At 65.0% G+C, this 14,659-nt stretch carries 12 protein-coding genes and 1 tRNA gene; 5 read left to right on the top strand and 8 right to left on the bottom strand.

The window, feature by feature from the left end; genetic code table 11:
• Positions 1–179: 179 nt before the first annotated feature.
• On the bottom strand, positions 180–386 hold the full coding sequence (locus N2604_RS02825) for a hypothetical protein (RefSeq protein WP_260373686.1): 207 nt from the start codon (positions 384–386) through the stop codon (positions 180–182).
• Between the two features lie 250 nt (positions 387–636).
• Positions 637–726 (bottom strand) — tRNA-Ser (locus N2604_RS02820).
• 194 nt (positions 727–920) lie between these two features.
• Here N2604_RS02820 and N2604_RS02815 point away from each other — a divergent pair.
• A complete protein-coding gene (locus N2604_RS02815; protein WP_260373685.1) occupies positions 921–1,262 on the top strand; it encodes a hypothetical protein in 342 nt (113 codons plus the stop codon).
• A 129-nt stretch (positions 1,263–1,391) separates the two neighbouring features.
• On the opposite strand, the gene N2604_RS02810 is transcribed toward N2604_RS02815, so the two are convergent.
• The 3 genes from N2604_RS02810 to N2604_RS02800 form a co-directional block, all read right to left on the bottom strand.
• A complete protein-coding gene (locus tag N2604_RS02810) occupies positions 1,392–2,855 on the bottom strand; it encodes a trehalose-6-phosphate synthase (protein ID WP_260373684.1) in 1,464 nt (487 codons plus the stop codon).
• Positions 2,856–3,097: 242 nt separating this feature from the next.
• Positions 3,098–3,919, bottom strand: a complete 822-nt coding sequence (gene otsB, locus N2604_RS02805; RefSeq protein WP_260373683.1) for a trehalose-phosphatase — start codon at positions 3,917–3,919, stop codon at positions 3,098–3,100.
• Positions 3,920–3,923: 4 nt separating this feature from the next.
• Complete coding sequence (locus N2604_RS02800; protein WP_260373682.1) at positions 3,924–5,411, bottom strand: MFS transporter; 1,488 nt, start codon at positions 5,409–5,411, stop codon at positions 3,924–3,926.
• A gap of 181 nt (positions 5,412–5,592) precedes the next feature.
• Here N2604_RS02800 and N2604_RS02795 point away from each other — a divergent pair, with 181 nt between their 5' ends.
• Positions 5,593–5,973 (top strand): DUF3175 domain-containing protein, encoded by a 381-nt coding sequence (locus N2604_RS02795; RefSeq protein ID WP_260373681.1) that lies wholly within the window; start codon positions 5,593–5,595, stop codon positions 5,971–5,973.
• Positions 5,974–6,191: 218 nt separating this feature from the next.
• On the opposite strand, the gene N2604_RS02790 is transcribed toward N2604_RS02795, so the two are convergent.
• Both N2604_RS02790 and N2604_RS02785 read right to left on the bottom strand, forming a co-directional pair.
• On the bottom strand, positions 6,192–8,273 hold the full coding sequence (locus tag N2604_RS02790; protein ID WP_409241672.1) for a methyl-accepting chemotaxis protein: 2,082 nt from the start codon (positions 8,271–8,273) through the stop codon (positions 6,192–6,194).
• A gap of 141 nt (positions 8,274–8,414) precedes the next feature.
• Entirely contained in the window at positions 8,415–10,454 is a 2,040-nt protein-coding gene (locus N2604_RS02785) for a methyl-accepting chemotaxis protein (protein ID WP_260373679.1), read from the bottom strand.
• Positions 10,455–10,679: 225 nt separating this feature from the next.
• Here N2604_RS02785 and N2604_RS02780 point away from each other — a divergent pair, with 225 nt between their 5' ends.
• Both N2604_RS02780 and N2604_RS02775 read left to right on the top strand, forming a co-directional pair.
• On the top strand, positions 10,680–11,846 hold the full coding sequence (locus N2604_RS02780; protein ID WP_260373678.1) for an FIST N-terminal domain-containing protein: 1,167 nt from the start codon (positions 10,680–10,682) through the stop codon (positions 11,844–11,846).
• A 5-nt stretch (positions 11,847–11,851) separates the two neighbouring features.
• Positions 11,852–13,207, top strand: coding sequence for a hybrid sensor histidine kinase/response regulator (locus N2604_RS02775; RefSeq protein WP_260376418.1), 1,356 nt, complete (start codon positions 11,852–11,854; stop codon positions 13,205–13,207).
• A 101-nt stretch (positions 13,208–13,308) separates the two neighbouring features.
• Here N2604_RS02775 and N2604_RS02770 read toward each other — a convergent pair whose 3' ends face one another.
• Entirely contained in the window at positions 13,309–13,770 is a 462-nt protein-coding gene (locus N2604_RS02770) for a MarR family winged helix-turn-helix transcriptional regulator (protein ID WP_260373677.1), read from the bottom strand.
• A 192-nt stretch (positions 13,771–13,962) separates the two neighbouring features.
• On the opposite strand from N2604_RS02770, the gene N2604_RS02765 reads away from it, so the two are divergent.
• Positions 13,963–14,640, top strand: a complete 678-nt coding sequence (locus N2604_RS02765; RefSeq protein WP_260373676.1) for a VOC family protein — start codon at positions 13,963–13,965, stop codon at positions 14,638–14,640.
• Positions 14,641–14,659 lie beyond the last annotated feature (19 nt).

Here is a 14,659-nt window from a genome sequence, read left to right as displayed (position 1 = left end):
TTCTCGGCCTTCTGCTGCTAATTGGGGCGGGCGCTAATTGGCGGAGAGGGAGGGATTCTCACCCCCGATACCCCGCAATCGCGGCCGCCCACCGCACCTAGGTCACTCGCTTAGACGCGATGGATCACCGCGAGAATTGATCAGCGACCCTTCCGTATGAGCTCTACTCCACACGATGGTCAGCTGAAGTCGTTGGGAAGACTGGGCGTGGCAACAGGCGGACGACTGCTCTGCACCGCCAGAACCATGCATCCCGCCGCCGCCATGGCTGCGCCGGCAATCGAAATGGCTGGGTAACCGAGACCCTCTCGGATGACCGCTCCGCCGAGCGCGGCGCCTATGGCGCTGCGAAATTGAAGCCGCTGATGTTCATTGAGTACGGCCAAGGACCCTCGTCAGATCGCCCGCAGGCTCGCCGCCAAGGCCTCCAGCTCTGCGCCAAAGACAACGTCTCCCTAATTGTCCTCGCCGTTCGGACACGCCCAGCACATGGCAAAGGCAGATCGCAAGAGCCGACTCACTCGAAGATGCGGGCGCAAACTAACTTTCCGTCCGATCGGAAGTATGGGCCGGAATATGGGCCGCCGAACGGTCAACTTCAGGAAGCGTTGGAAAAAAAGGACTTCCTGGCCTGTATGGCGGAGAGAGTGGGATTCGAACCCACGGTACGGTTTCCCGCACACACGCTTTCCAAGCGTGCGCCTTAAGCCACTCGGCCATCTCTCCGGAGCGCCCTCTCTTGAAGGGGCGCCGACGATTTTGCAAGGGATCGCGGAGCTATCCGGCGATTTTTCCGCAACTTATTGTATTTACAGCACAATATCCGGCTCAATACGCGCCTGGACCGGCCTGCCGACTGAACCTCGGGCGACTCTGGGGCGACGATTCACGGCAAGCCACCAGACATCACCGGGGATGCCGTGACCATCTGCAAGACCATTGCCGCCTTGAGCCTGATTTCGACCTTCGGCTCCGCCCTTGCCGCCCCGGCCCTGGCCCAGGTCTGCACCCGGCAGGGCGTCGACGTCAGCTGCGACGACGGCCGGCGCGGGGTGCTTTCGGGCGATGCCATCCTCTGGCCGGATGGCACGCGCTCGAGCTCGACGCCGCATCAGAGCGTGATCATCGGCAACAAGAGCTCGGTCCATGTCGGCCCCGGCGTGTTCGTCGGCCAGGGCAAGGGCGTGGTGCCGCTGGACGATCCGAACGCGCCGAACAAGCGGCAATGCGCGATCCTGGACGGCGTGTCGTATTGCTATTGAGGGGCGCGCAATTTGCTGTTTGCCGTCATGCCCGGGCTTGTCCCGGGCACCCACTTTCTCAGACCCGCGTGGCAAGACGTGGATGGCCGGGTCGAGCCCGGCCATGACGAATGTTGGAATCTGAGAACCTCAGATCAACCGCACGCCCGAGATCGCCGACTTCAGCCAGCGCAGCGCCTGCGGCGGCTGGGCTGCGAGCGGGGCCACGGCGGCCTTCTCGGTGCGGCACTTCTCGAGCTCGGCGACGAAATCGGCGGACCATTGCTGGATGGTGTGGCCGCGCAGCTTCTTCATCATCGCGTCCCAGCGCATCTTGCGCTCGGTGAGCGGCATGGATGCGGCGATCGCGATCGCGCGGGCCATGCCGTCGATATCGTGCGGATTGACCAGCAGCGCGGCGTCGAGCTCGTTGGCGGCGCCGGCGAACTTCGACAGCACCAGCACGCCGGGATCGGCGGGATTTTGCGCGGCGACGTATTCCTTGGCGACGAGGTTCATGCCGTCGTGCAGCGGCGTCACCACGCCGATCTGCGCGGTGCGGTAGAGACCGGCGAGCACGGCCTGGCTGAAGCCTTTGTTCAGATAGCGGATCGGCGTCCAGTCGACCTCGCCGTGGCGGCCGTTGACGTCGGTGACGAGGCGCGCGACCTCGTTCTGGAGATTGCCATAGGCCTCGATGCCGCCGCGCGAGGGGTTGGCGATCTGGAGCAGCGAGATGCTGCGCGCAAATTGCGGCTGCTCGGTCCAGAGCCGGTCGAACGCGCTGATGCGGTTGACGAGACCCTTGGAATAGTCGAGCCGGTCGACGCCGATCGCTAGGCGCTCGCCGTTGAGGCTGCGGCGCAGCCGCGACACGTCCGGATGCGCGGCCGACTTCGCGGCATAGGCGGCGAACTTCTCCGCATCGATGCCGATCGGAAACACTTGGCAGCGCGTGCGACCGTGCTGCGAGATCACGACGCCGTCTTCTATGGTGAGGCCGAGCTCGCCGCCGACATAAGAGAGGAAGTTCTGTCGATCTTCCTCGGTCTGGAAGCCGATCAGATCGTAGGCCAGCATCGCCGTGATCAGCTCGCGATGGTTGGGCACGCCCTGCATCACCGCGGCGACGGGCCACGGCGTATGCAGGAAAAAGCCGATGGGATCATCGACACCCAGTTCGCGCAGCTCGGCGCCGAGCGCGAGGAAATGATAATCCTGCACCCAGAACGCAGTCCGGGCTTTGCGGAAACGCATCAAGGCGCGCGCCATGAAGGCGTTGACCTCGCGATAACTGACATAGTCTTCGCGGGAGACGCGAATCAGATCGCTGCGCGAGTGCAGCGCCGGCCACAGCGCCGAATTGGCGAAGCCTTCGTAATAACCGCCGTAATGCGCCGCCGGCAGATCCAGCGTCGCTATCGCGCCTGTCCCGAGCGCCTCGATCTCGGCGAACGGTTCCTTCTGATGGCCATCACGCACCCGGCCGGAGGAACCGACCCAGATCGCACCAGAATGTTCCACCACGGGAAGCAATGCCGCCGCAAGGCCGCCCGTCATGGGCTCGTTGGGTTTGCCGCGGGCGACGCGATTTGAAACGACGATCAAGTTCACAGGTCGTCCCCTCCTGTTCATTCCGCCCCATTTAACTGCCGTTCATCAATATGGTTCCTGATCATCGTTTCAACCAATTGAAACCAAAATCGGGCGTGCGCGTTGGAACTGGTTTTCCTTGCGGAACCCGGCAATATCGCTGCAAAGACAGCGTTTCCGGTCCGGTTGCGCAGCATGCATCGCGGTGCGCAATGGCGCTGCGATGAAAGCCTTTATGTCTGCGAGATGGCGCTGCCTTGGTTTCACCTGGGGTCGAGCAGGTGCGCGAGGAACGCACGCACGTCCGCGGGCGCATCGAAGTGGCCATTCACACCCATGGCGCGACGGCCGACCGAGAACGCCAGCCCGTCCATGTCGGGCATGATCGCGAATACGGTCTCATCCGTGACGTCGTCACCGATGAACAGCGGACGACGCCCTTTGAACGGCGCGCGCTTCATCAACTCGCGCACGCCGCTCGCCTTGGTGAATCCGGAATGCTTGATCTCGCAGACGAACTTGCCGGGCAGCACCTCGATCGGCGCATTGGGCAAATCGGCGCGGATCAGCGAGACGGCTTCGTAGATCGCCTTCTCCGCATGCGGGGCCAGGCGGTAATGCAGCGCGAGCGAATAGCCCTTGTCCTCGAGCAGGATGCCGGGGCTGAGCTTGGCAATGGCGGCGAGGCGCCGCTTCAGCTCCTTGTCGAGCGGCGGCGCGTGCAGGGCATCCGCTTCACTGTCCACCGCCAGCCGCATCTCCGCGCCATGGCCGGCGACGGCGCGGAACACGTCGGGCGCGAAGATCAGGTCGATGTCGTTGAGCGAGCGGCCGCTGACCAGCGCCAGCGCCCCCGAGGTGCGCTCGGTCAGATGCTTCAGCGTTTCCGACAGGCCCGGCGGCACCCACACCTCGCGCGGCGTCGGCATCAGCTCGAGCAGCGTGCCGTCGATGTCGAGCAGAATGGCGATTTCATCGAGATGCGGCACCAGCGCTTGCGGCACCGGCACCGTTTCCGGCGTCTCGTCGTCATCAGGTATGGTGAGCTTCTGGTCCAACGCCATTTCCGCAAGTTCCGATTTCATCAGTCTACTCCATAAAGGCGAGCGGCCGCGCGATGTGTTCGAGCGATTTGCGCTCGGCGGCGACGGCATAGCGCCACGCCACGATCGCAGCCGCGATCATCAGGACGGCCCCCAGCAGATAGCCGGCGAACACGCTGGTGCGTGATCCCGTGTCGATCAGCGCGCCGAACAGCGCCGGCCCGATCACGCCGCCGATGCCGGTGCCGACCGCATAGAACACCGCGATCGCCAGTGCGCGCACTTCGAGCGGGAAATTCTCGCTGACGGTGAGATAGGCCGCGCTCGCGGCGGGCGAAGCAAAGAAGAAGATCACCATCCAGGCGATGGTCTGCCCCTGTGCGCTCAGCACGCCGATCGAGAACAGATAGCCCGACAGCGCCAGCAACACGCCCGATGCGCCATAGGTGAACATGATCATGGTGCGGCGGCCGAGCGTATCGAACAGGCGGCCGAGCAGCAGCGGCCCGAGGAAATTGCCGGCCGCGAAGGGCAAGAGGTACCAGCCGACGTGATCGGCGCTGATGCCGTAGAAATCGGTCAGCACCAGCGCGAAGGTGAAGAAGATGGCGTTGTAGAAGAACGCCTGCGCGCTCATCAGCGCAAGGCCGACCAGCGCACGCTGGCGATAGGCCGAGAACAAGGTGTGGACGACCTCGGTGATCGGCGTGTGATCGCGCATCTTCAGGCGGATCTTGGTGAAGCGGCCGTCGCTCGTGTCCTGGTCGTACCCGATCACCGACCGCTCGATGCCGCCGACGATGGCATGGGCCTCGTCGGGACGGCCATGGATCATCAGCCAGCGCGGACTTTCCGGAATCCACATCCGCATCAAGAGCACGACGAGGCCGATAGCCGCGCCAATCAGATACGCCAGGCGCCAGCCGAGATCGGGCTCGATCATTGCGGGATCGAGCAGCACGATGGCGGCAACCGCGCCCATCGCAGCCCCGATCCAGAAGCTGCCGTTGATCACGAGATCGGTCCAGCCGCGATAGCGCGCGGGCACCAGTTCCTGGATCGTCGAGTTGATCGCGGTGTACTCGCCGCCGATGCCGGCACCGGTGAGGAAGCGGAACAGCGCGTAGCTTGCGACGCCCCACGACAGCGCGGTTGCGGCCGTTGCCGAAAGATAGAGCGCGAGCGTGATGAAGAACAGCTTCTTGCGGCCGATACGATCGGTCAGCCAGCCGAAGCCGAGCGCACCGAGCACGGCGCCCGCGAGATAGGCTGAGTTGGCGATGCCGAGATCGAGATTGGAGAAATGCAACGACGGGCTCTGCTTCAGCGCCCCGGAGAGCGCACCCGCAAGCGTCACCTCGAGGCCGTCGAGAATCCAGGTGATGCCCAGCGCGAGCACGACGCGCGTGTGAAAGCCGCTCCACGGCAGCGCATCGAGCCGCGACGGAATGCTGGTCTCGACGATGCGGTCGGTCGCGGCCGCCGCCGTGGCTACGGGTGCATAGTTCAGCACTGGGCTTTGCTGCAATTCCATCGGGTTGTTGCGTCTGATCAATGGAAGCGGCCCCGGTTCACACGACGTGGACGGGGTCGATCCGATCATCGGGGTGCGGCATTCTGCCTGCCACCTGCGACAACGTTCGCGATGAGGTCGGGTTCCCGCGGAACGCTCGGGGGCACCGCTCGTTTCCGCTGGAGCCGCAAGGAGTTGGCGCATGGCTCAGGTCAGAAAGACGACACATTCTCGAAACAGCGGCCCGCGCAAGACGGCTCGCAAGGCAAGCATCCGGCGTAGCGGGGCCGCGCGCAAGAGCACCAAACGCGGCGCAAGGCGCTGGTCGCAGCGCGTGACGGAGGAGAGCGATGCGCTCGACCTCCAGCAAGGGGTGTTCAAGCTGACGAGCGCGAAGAAGATTGCGGCCTCGCTGAAGCGCTCGGCCGAGCACAGCTCCCGACGCAAGACCAGCGCCTACCGCTCTGCACTGTCGATGCTGACCTTCTACATCAACCGCGCCGGCAAGACGCTGCCGAGGACGCAGCGCACGCGACTGGAGCGCGCCAAGGTCGAGCTGAAGCGGGCGTTCGGAAGGGATTGAGATTCAAGCTGCGCGCCCATCTCCGCCGTCATCCCGGGCAAGCGCGCCAAAGCGCGCGCCGATCCGGGATCCATAGCCACAGGATTGGGTTTGGCGAAGGCTCGGAGTTGCCACCGTCCGTCCCAACTGCTCCCTGGGAGTATGGGGTCCCGGACAAGCGCGCCACGAGCGCGCGCCGATCCGGGACGACGGCGGAGGACGGTGCGACAGCAGTGAGTTTACGCCGCCCTGATATTCGCCATGAAGCGGTCGAGCTCGGCGCGGAGACGGGTGCTTTCGCTCGACAGCGTCTTGGCCGAGTTCAGCACCTCTTCCGAGGCCGAGCCGGTCTCGGCGGCACCGCGGTTGACCTGGCCGATGTCGGTGGCCGCGGTCTGGGTGCCCTGCGCGACGGTCTGGACGCTGCGGGCGATCTCCTGGGTGGCGGCGCCCTGCTGCTCCACCGCGCTCGCAATCGAGGTCGAGATCGACGAGATCTGGCCGATGGTCGCGCCGATCTCCTTGATCGCGGCGACCGATTCGGCGGTCGCTCCTTGCATCCCTGCGATGTGCGAGGAGATCTCGTCGGTCGCCTTCGCGGTCTGGCTCGCCAGCGACTTCACCTCGCTCGCAACCACCGCAAAGCCGCGGCCGGCCTCGCCGGCGCGGGCGGCCTCGATGGTGGCGTTGAGCGCGAGCAAATTGGTCTGCTCGGCAATCGCGGTGATCAGCTTGACCACCTCGCCGATCTGCTGGGCGGCGTGCGACAGCTTGCCGATGCGGCCGTCGGTCTCCTTGGCCTGCATGACGGCAGCCTCTGCGATGCGACTGGAATCGCGCACCTGACGGCCGATCTCCTCGACCGAGGCCGACAGCTCTTCGGTCGCGGTCGCGACCGACTGCATGTTGGAGGAGGCCTGCTCGGAGACGCCGGCGACCTGGCTCGACAGGCTCTGTGTGGTCTCGGCGGTGCGGGTCAGCGTGGAGGCCGCCGATTCCAGCTGCACGGCGGAAGCCGAGACGTTGGAGACGATGGCGCCGACCGCGCTCTCGAAATCGTCGGCAAAGCGGATCAGCTCGGCGCGGCGGCTTGCGGCCTGCTCGCGGTTCTGCACTTCGCTCGCGGCGGCGTCGCGCTCGGCCTTTGCAACAGCCTGGATCTTGAACTCCTCGACGGCACCGGCCATCTCGCCGATCTCGTCCTTGCGCCCCAAGCCGGGCAGGACGACGTCGAAATTGCCGGAGGCGAGCTCGCGCATCGCCTTACACATCGCGATCATCGGCCGCGAAATGCCGGTGCCGAGCCACAAGGCCAGCACGACGCCGACCGCCAGCCCGCCCAGCGCCATCATCAGCATCAGCTGCTCGGTCTCTCCGATCGTCGCATTGGCGCTCGCCTCGATGCGTTGCTGGTCGGCGGTCAGATCCGAACGCAGCTCCGCCGAGAGCTTGAGGATGGTTGCCGCCGTCTTCGTCATCTCGCCGTTCAGCTTGACGACGACCTTCACGTTCTCGGTCAGCTTTGCGAACGAGGCACGGTACTGCTTCAGGAGATCGCCGATCTCCTTGACGCGATCCGTGATCTTCTGGTCGTTCGCGTAGACGGAGACCAGCAGCGTCTCGAGGAACTTGATGCGGGCGATCACGCCGTCAGCGGTCTTCGGCTCCGGCTTGGCGACGAAGGCGCTGACCGAGGTGGAGACCGCCAGATATTGCGAGGTGATGTCCTTGGCCGTGGTCTGCACCGAGGCGAGGCCCGCCAGCGCCGCGGTGTCGGCGAGATCGTCGAATTTGAAACGGATCTTGTTGCCGACACTGTTGAGCTCGTCGGCCGCGATCTTGCTGTTCTCGCGCGTCAGCCCGATGATCTCGCTGAAGACTTTCGTAAAGCTCTGGAATTCGGCCTCGAGCTTGCCGACCTGCTCACGGCGGGCCGCGCCCGTCGTCGCAGCCATCGACTTGGCGATCGCGTTCTTCAGATTCCCTTCAGCGGCCTTGGCTGCGGTCTCGTCATCCACGGCGCCGGTCAGGGTATAGGCCCGTGCCAGCCCCTGATAGGCGATCAGCTCGCGATCGACCGTCCGCGCCTGGTCGGCTTCCGCTACGCTGGTGCGGTAGGATGCCACGGCGCCTGCGATCCGCTCGAAGCCGAAATAGGCGAAGGCCATGCTGACGGCGAGAATGGCGAGCACCGCCACGAAGCCGAGGATGATTTTTGCGCGAAAACGCAACGTTGGCAGCCTCGATTGGCTCGACTTCGATTGGCTCGACTTGGATTGGCTCGACTTGGACTTGACCGACATTCCCCCACCCCATTCCATTCGCGGAAAACCAGGCGCAGCCCGGAAGCAGCCCGCTTCCCGACTCGTCTGCACGTTACGGGGCAAAGGATAAGCTGCGGTAAATTTGTGGCGCCGCAACTGGCGGTTAGGCGACGCGGGGATTTGTTAACGCGCGGCTACCTAGGCCGCCCTGATATTCGCCATGAAGCGGTCGAGCTCGGCGCGGAGACGGGTGCTTTCGCTCGACAGCGTCTTGGCCGAGTTCAGCACCTCTTCCGAGGCCGAGCCGGTCTCGGCGGCACCGCGGTTGACCTGGCCGATGTCGGTGGCCGCGGTCTGGGTGCCCTGCGCGACGGTCTGGACGCTGCGGGCGATCTCCTGGGTGGCGGCGCCCTGCTGCTCCACCGCGCTCGCAATCGAGGTCGAGATCGACGAGATCTGGCCGATGGTCGCGCCGATCTCCTTGATCGCGGCGACCGATTCGGCGGTCGCTCCTTGCATCCCTGCGATGTGCGAGGAGATCTCGTCGGTCGCCTTCGCGGTCTGGCTCGCCAGCGACTTCACCTCGCTCGCAACCACCGCAAAGCCGCGGCCGGCCTCGCCGGCGCGGGCGGCCTCGATGGTGGCGTTGAGCGCGAGCAAATTGGTCTGCTCGGCAATCGCGGTGATCAGCTTGACCACCTCGCCGATCTGCTGGGCGGCGTGCGACAGCTTGCCGATGCGGCCGTCGGTCTCCTTGGCCTGCATGACGGCAGCCTCTGCGATGCGACTGGAATCGCGCACCTGACGGCCGATCTCCTCGACCGAGGCCGACAGCTCTTCGGTCGCGGTCGCGACCGACTGCATGTTGGAGGAGGCCTGCTCGGAGACGCCGGCGACCTGGCTCGACAGGCTCTGTGTGGTCTCGGCGGTGCGGGTCAGCGTGGAGGCCGCCGATTCCAGCTGCACGGCGGAAGCCGAGACGTTGGAGACGATGGCGCCGACCGCGCTCTCGAAATCGTCGGCAAAGCGGATCAGCTCGGCGCGGCGGCTTGCGGCCTGCTCGCGGTTCTGCACTTCGCTCGCGGCGGCGTCGCGCTCGGCCTTTGCAACAGCCTGGATCTTGAACTCCTCGACGGCACCGGCCATCTCGCCGATCTCGTCCTTGCGCCCCAAGCCGGGCAGGACGACGTCGAAATTGCCGGAGGCGAGCTCGCGCATCGCCTTGCACATCGCGATCATCGGCCGCGAAATGCCGGTGCCGAGCAGGAAGGCGAGGACCGCGCCTAACAGCGTGCCGCCGACGGCCAGCATCAGCACCAGCTGCTCGGTCTGCCCGATGGTCGCCTCCGACTCCAAATCCAGCCGCTGCTGCTCGGCGACGAGGTCCGCCTTCATGGCGGTGGCCCCCTGCTGGATCGCGCCAGCCGAGCCGCTCATCTCGGTGACGAGGTCATCGACCAGCTTGGCGTTGGCGATGAGCTTCTCCAGCGCCTCGCGATAGGCTCCGAGAATGGTCTTGGCGTCCTTCAGGCCAGCGACGATCTTGTCGTCCATGGAATAGACAGCACCGAGCGAGTTCTCGACGAATTTGAGCCGTGCCAGCGCGCTGGTCGCGATCGCCTGGTCGGACGTCAGGACGAAATTGGTGGCCGCAGCGCTCGCGGTCTGGAACTGGGCGTTGACCTGCTTGGTGCCGAACTCGATCGCCTGCGCCTCGGAATCGGACGCATTGTTGCCGATGTCGTCGAGCTTGTATTTCAGGAGATTGGCTTGGCGCTGGAGCTGGTTCTGCACCAGCAGCGCGCTGTCGCGCTTGGCCTGCAGCACCTTGGCAAAGGTCGCGGAGAAGTTGGAGAACTCCTTGGCGAGCTTGTTAAGGCTTTCCTGCCGCGCCGGCTTCTTGGCGCCCTTGACGGCCTGGTCGATGGCATTCTTCAGGCTGGCCTCGGTATCGAGCGCCGCCTTGGCGTCGTCCTCCTTGCCGGTGACGACGAAATATTTGGCGGCCGAACGATAGGCGAGCAGCTCGCGGTCGATGTTGCGGGCGAGATCGGCCTCCGACACGCTGCTGCGGTAGGATCCGACCCCGGAGGCGACCCGCTCGAAGCCGAAATAGGAGAAGGCCATGCTGCCGGCGGAGATCACCAGCACGGCGGCGAAGCCGAGGATGATTTTTGCGCGGAACCTGAGGGTCAGAAATAGTGCATGCTTCGACGGCGACGCGGTACGCCCAGACATTCCCAACCCCCAGCTCATGTTCTTGCAGCATTCTGCGGCCGGAAGCAGCCCTTTCCGAACCGTGCGCAAAATTAGGGCAGAATCGTCAAGGGGTGGTAAATCCGTCCGGGATTGCGGGGCAGCTTGTGCCGTGTTGCGGCTACCCGGAAAACGCCTTACTCTCGAATACTTATCAGGCACTTGTCAGGGACTTGGCGTTAGACCGAGCCTCGAGGGAGAAACGGAGTGGGGCAAACCGATTTCCGGTTTGGCGGTGCGTCTGGCGTTGCCGTGGCCAAGTCGAAGGCCGCGAGCGTCGATGACGCCGTGGCCGAGCTGGCGGCCCAGCTTCCTTCCGACGGGCTGGCGCTGATCCTGGTGTTCCTCTCCCCCAGCTACGACCCGCATCATTTCATCGCCGAGATCAGCCGGCAATTCGACGACACCCAGGTCTGCGGCTGCACTACCGCGGGCGAGCTTGCCCCCGATGGCTGGGACGAGAACAGCGTCGTGGCGCTAGCGTTCAGCCGCACCGACTTCTCCGCGGTAGTGAGGCCCATCTTCAACCTCGACAGCTTCCGCGTCGAGGACGGCCGCAGGATCGGCGGCGAGCTCCGGCACGAGCTGTTGCGGGCCACGCCGCAGGTCGAGCGCGGCAGCCCCTTCGGCCTGGTCTTGATCGACGGCCTGTGCCGCCGCGAAGAAGCGGTGATGTCCGCGATCTATGCCTCGCTGGACGATATTCCGGTCGTCGGCGGGTCGGCGGGCGACGGGTTGCGCTTCGAGAAGACGTTCGTGTTCTGCGACGGCAAGGCACACAGCAATGCCGCCCTGCTGATCCTGCTCAACACCTCGTTGCCGTTCCGCGTCTTCAAATGCGACAATTTCGAGCCGCAGGCGCAGAAGATGGTGGTGACCGAGGCCGACATCGAAAACCGCACGGTCCGGGAGCTGAACGCAGAGCCTGCCGCGCAGGAATATTCGCGCGTGGTCGGCATCCTGGATGCCAAGCTCGATCCGTTCTCCTTCGCCTCGCATCCGGTCCTGGTCCGCGTCGGCGGCGCCTATTACGCGCGGTCGATCCAGCGCGTCGAGCCGGACGGCTCGCTGCACTTCTTCTGCGCCATCGACGAGGGCATGGTGCTGACGGCGGCGACGTCGCGAAGCCTGGTCGGCGCGGCCCGCGAGACGTTCGCCGACATCCGCGACCAGATCGGAGACGTCTCGCTCTATATCGGCTTCGAGTGCCTGCTCCGCCGGCTCGATGCCGAGCAGCATCAGCTCGCCCGCGACATGTCCGAACTGTACCGGCAGAACCGCGTTGTCGGCTTTCACACCTACGGCGAGCAGTTCGGCTCCATGCATGTGAACCAGACCTTCACGGGGGTTGCGATCGGAAGGCGCCCGTCGTGACGGACATGTGGCAGGGCCCCGATGCGGTCGACCAGCTCAGGCGCGAGGCCGCCAAGCTGAGGAAGATCAATGCCGCGCTGATGTCGCGCGTCGAGCGCTCGATGGACCAGCAGCTCAACGCCTTTTCATTGTTCGAAACCGCCATCGCGCTCGACCACAAGGTTCGCGACCGGACGCACCAATTGCGCGAGGCGCTGCATTCTGTCGAGCGCGCCAATGAGGGTCTCTACCGCGCCAAGCAGCAGGCGGAGGCGGCAAGCTCGCTGAAATCCTCGGTGCTGATCTCGGTCACCCACGATCTGTTGCAGCCGCTCAACGCGGCGCGCCTGACCCTCTCCGCGCTGACGGAGATGATGGAATCGCAGGAAGCGGGCGTGCTGATCGACCAGGCCAACCGCTCGCTGGTGATGCTGGAGGACCTGCTGCGCTCGCTGCTGGAGATCGCCAAGCTCGACGCCGGCGCACTCAAGCCCGACGTCCGCGCGATCGCGCTGGCGCCCCTGTTCGAGCAGCTCCGCAACGAATTCGAGCCGGTCACCGCGCGGCAAGGCCTGTCCTTGCGTATCCGCACCTCAAAGCGGGCGGTGATGTCGGATGCGATGATGTTGCGGCGGATCCTCCAGAACCTGCTCGCCAATGCCATTCGCTACACCCGCAGCGGCGGCGTCGTGATGGGATGCCGGCCGCGCGGCGGCCAGATCTGCGTCCAGGTCTCCGACACCGGCCCCGGCATCGCACAGGCGCAGCAGGAGGCGATCTTCCGCGAATTCCAGCGCGGCGACGCCACCGCGGCCGACCAGGCCGGCTTCGGGCTCGGCCTCTCCATCGTCCGTCGCTTCGCCAGCGAGCTCGGGCACGAGGTGCGGCTGTCGTCGCAGCTCGGCAGGGGATCGACCTTCACCCTGGAGCTGCAGCCGGCCGACCTCGCTGAGGTCGCCGACGAGGCGCAGGAGGTCGAGCCCGCCGCGCGTCACTACGATTACAGCGGGCTCGAAGGCGCCAAGATCCTGCTGATCGAGAACGATCCGAACGGCTCGGAGGCGATGGCCGCGCTGCTGGAGGGATGGGGCTGCGACGTCGCGACCACGCGATCGGGCGCGGACGCGCTCGTGCGCCTCAACGAGCTCGGCGGCGCGCCCGATGTCGTGATCGCCGACCTCCATCTCGATCACGGCGAGAGCGGCCTGTCGGCCATCACCGACGTGCGGGAGCATTTGAAGCTCGACACGCCCGCCATGATCATCACCGCAGACTATTCCGAGCAGGCGGCCAAGCAGGCGAGCCTCCAGGGCCTCGAAGTGCTGAAGAAGCCGATCAAGCCCGCCGAGATGCGGGCGCTGCTGTCGTTCCTGTTGAGCTGAAGCGCGGATGATCTTCGCCTCGTCCCGCTTGCGGCGGGGCTAGCGGGCCTAGCCAAGACAAAAATGTCGAAAACAACCCCATGCAAAGTAGGCAGGGCCTGTCACTCCTCCTCCATCGCCTTGATTAAATTGTCGCGGAGCCTGACGACGCTTTTCTGCAGCCGCGCGAACTCATCCGGCTTGAGTCCGCTCGACTTCACGAGATTCATGTGCATGCCTTTCTCGCGGAGGCGTCGGCCGGCGTCGGTGAGACTGATGCGCACCTGCCGCTCGTCGGCGGGATCGCGCTGGCGGCGCAAATAGCCCATCGCCTCGAGTTTTTTGAGGATCGGCGTCAGGGTGTTGGATTCCAGGAACATCTTGTCGCCGAGCTCGCTTACGGTTTGGTCGTCCTGCTCCCACAGCGCCACGATCGCGATCCACTGCGGGTAGGTTAGGCCGAGTTCATCGAGGCCCGGCTTGTAGGCTCGTCCGTAGGCGAGGTTGGCCGAATAGATCGCGAAGCACAGGAAATCGTCGAGGCGCCGGTCGCCCTCGGCCGGTTGCGGTTTCTGATCGGTCATTGAATCGTCTCTGGAATCGGCACTGGGACCGTTCTTCAGGCTCATTCGGGCACCCTTTCCAACACGGACATGTGAAGTTCCGCATGCATATATATCGCGCCCGATTAAATCGGAAGGTTGACATTGAGGTTCTGCGGTCCTTTATACAGCGGACACGAATATATCGTAAACGAGCTAATTTAGGAGAGAGCAATGTCTGCCCCCAATGCAAACGAGACCACCCAAGCGCCAACGATCGATATGAAGCTCGAGGTCGTCGTCATCCCTGTTTCCGACGTCGATCGCGCCAAGAAGTTCTATGCGAACCTCGGATGGAGGCTCGATGCCGATTTCGCGGGGCCTGACGACTACCGCGTCATCCAGTTCACACCGCCCGGCTCCCCCTCCTCGGTCATCTTCGGCAAGAACGTGACCGCGGCAGCACCCGGCTCCGCCAAGGGTCTGTACCTGATCGTCTCCGACATTGAAGCCGCGCGAGACGATCTGCGCGGTCGCGGTGTCGAGGTCAGCGAGGTCTTCCACGCTGAAGGCGACGTGCACACCGGACCCGACGAGCCTTATCTGTTCGGGCGCCGTCGGATTGCCGGTCTGGATCCCGCGCGCGCCAGCTATCGCTCGTACGTCTCGTTCAACGATCCCGACGGCAACGGCTGGCTGTTCCAGGAGATCACCACGCGATTGCCGGGACGCGTAGAGGCAGCAGGCACAACATTCACCTCTTCCTCCGAGCTCGCGAGCGCGCTCCGACGTGCGGCTGCGGCACACGGTGAGCACGAGAAGCGGAACGGCGGTCAGTACGATGCGAACTGGCCGGACTGGTACGCCGACTACATCGCCCGCGAGCAGGCCGGCCAGCCGCTGCCGGCTTGAGCCGCGGCTGCAACGTGAC

The organism is Bradyrhizobium sp. CB1015 (assembly GCF_025200925.1).
GTDB lineage: Bacteria > Pseudomonadota > Alphaproteobacteria > Rhizobiales > Xanthobacteraceae > Bradyrhizobium.
The sequence above is the reverse complement of the archived record's forward strand: the minus strand, read 5'-3'. Positions and strand labels throughout refer to the sequence as shown.

What these genes read in the sequence shown, in the direction of transcription:
- otsB (WP_260373683.1), bottom strand. Translation starts at nt 3,919, where the DNA reads ATGAAATCGGAACTTGCGGAAATGGCGTTGGACCAGAAGCTCACCATA.
- N2604_RS02800 (WP_260373682.1), bottom strand. Translation starts at nt 5,411, where the DNA reads ATGGAATTGCAGCAAAGCCCAGTGCTGAACTATGCACCCGTAGCCACG.
- N2604_RS02795 (WP_260373681.1), top strand. Translation starts at nt 5,593, where the DNA reads ATGGCTCAGGTCAGAAAGACGACACATTCTCGAAACAGCGGCCCGCGC.
- N2604_RS02790 (WP_409241672.1), bottom strand. Translation starts at nt 8,273, where the DNA reads ATGGAATGGGGTGGGGGAATGTCGGTCAAGTCCAAGTCGAGCCAATCC.
- N2604_RS02785 (WP_260373679.1), bottom strand. Translation starts at nt 10,454, where the DNA reads ATGTCTGGGCGTACCGCGTCGCCGTCGAAGCATGCACTATTTCTGACC.
- N2604_RS02775 (WP_260376418.1), top strand. Translation starts at nt 11,852, where the DNA reads ATGTGGCAGGGCCCCGATGCGGTCGACCAGCTCAGGCGCGAGGCCGCC.
- N2604_RS02770 (WP_260373677.1), bottom strand. Translation starts at nt 13,770, where the DNA reads ATGACCGATCAGAAACCGCAACCGGCCGAGGGCGACCGGCGCCTCGAC.
- N2604_RS02765 (WP_260373676.1), top strand. Translation starts at nt 13,963, where the DNA reads ATGTCTGCCCCCAATGCAAACGAGACCACCCAAGCGCCAACGATCGAT.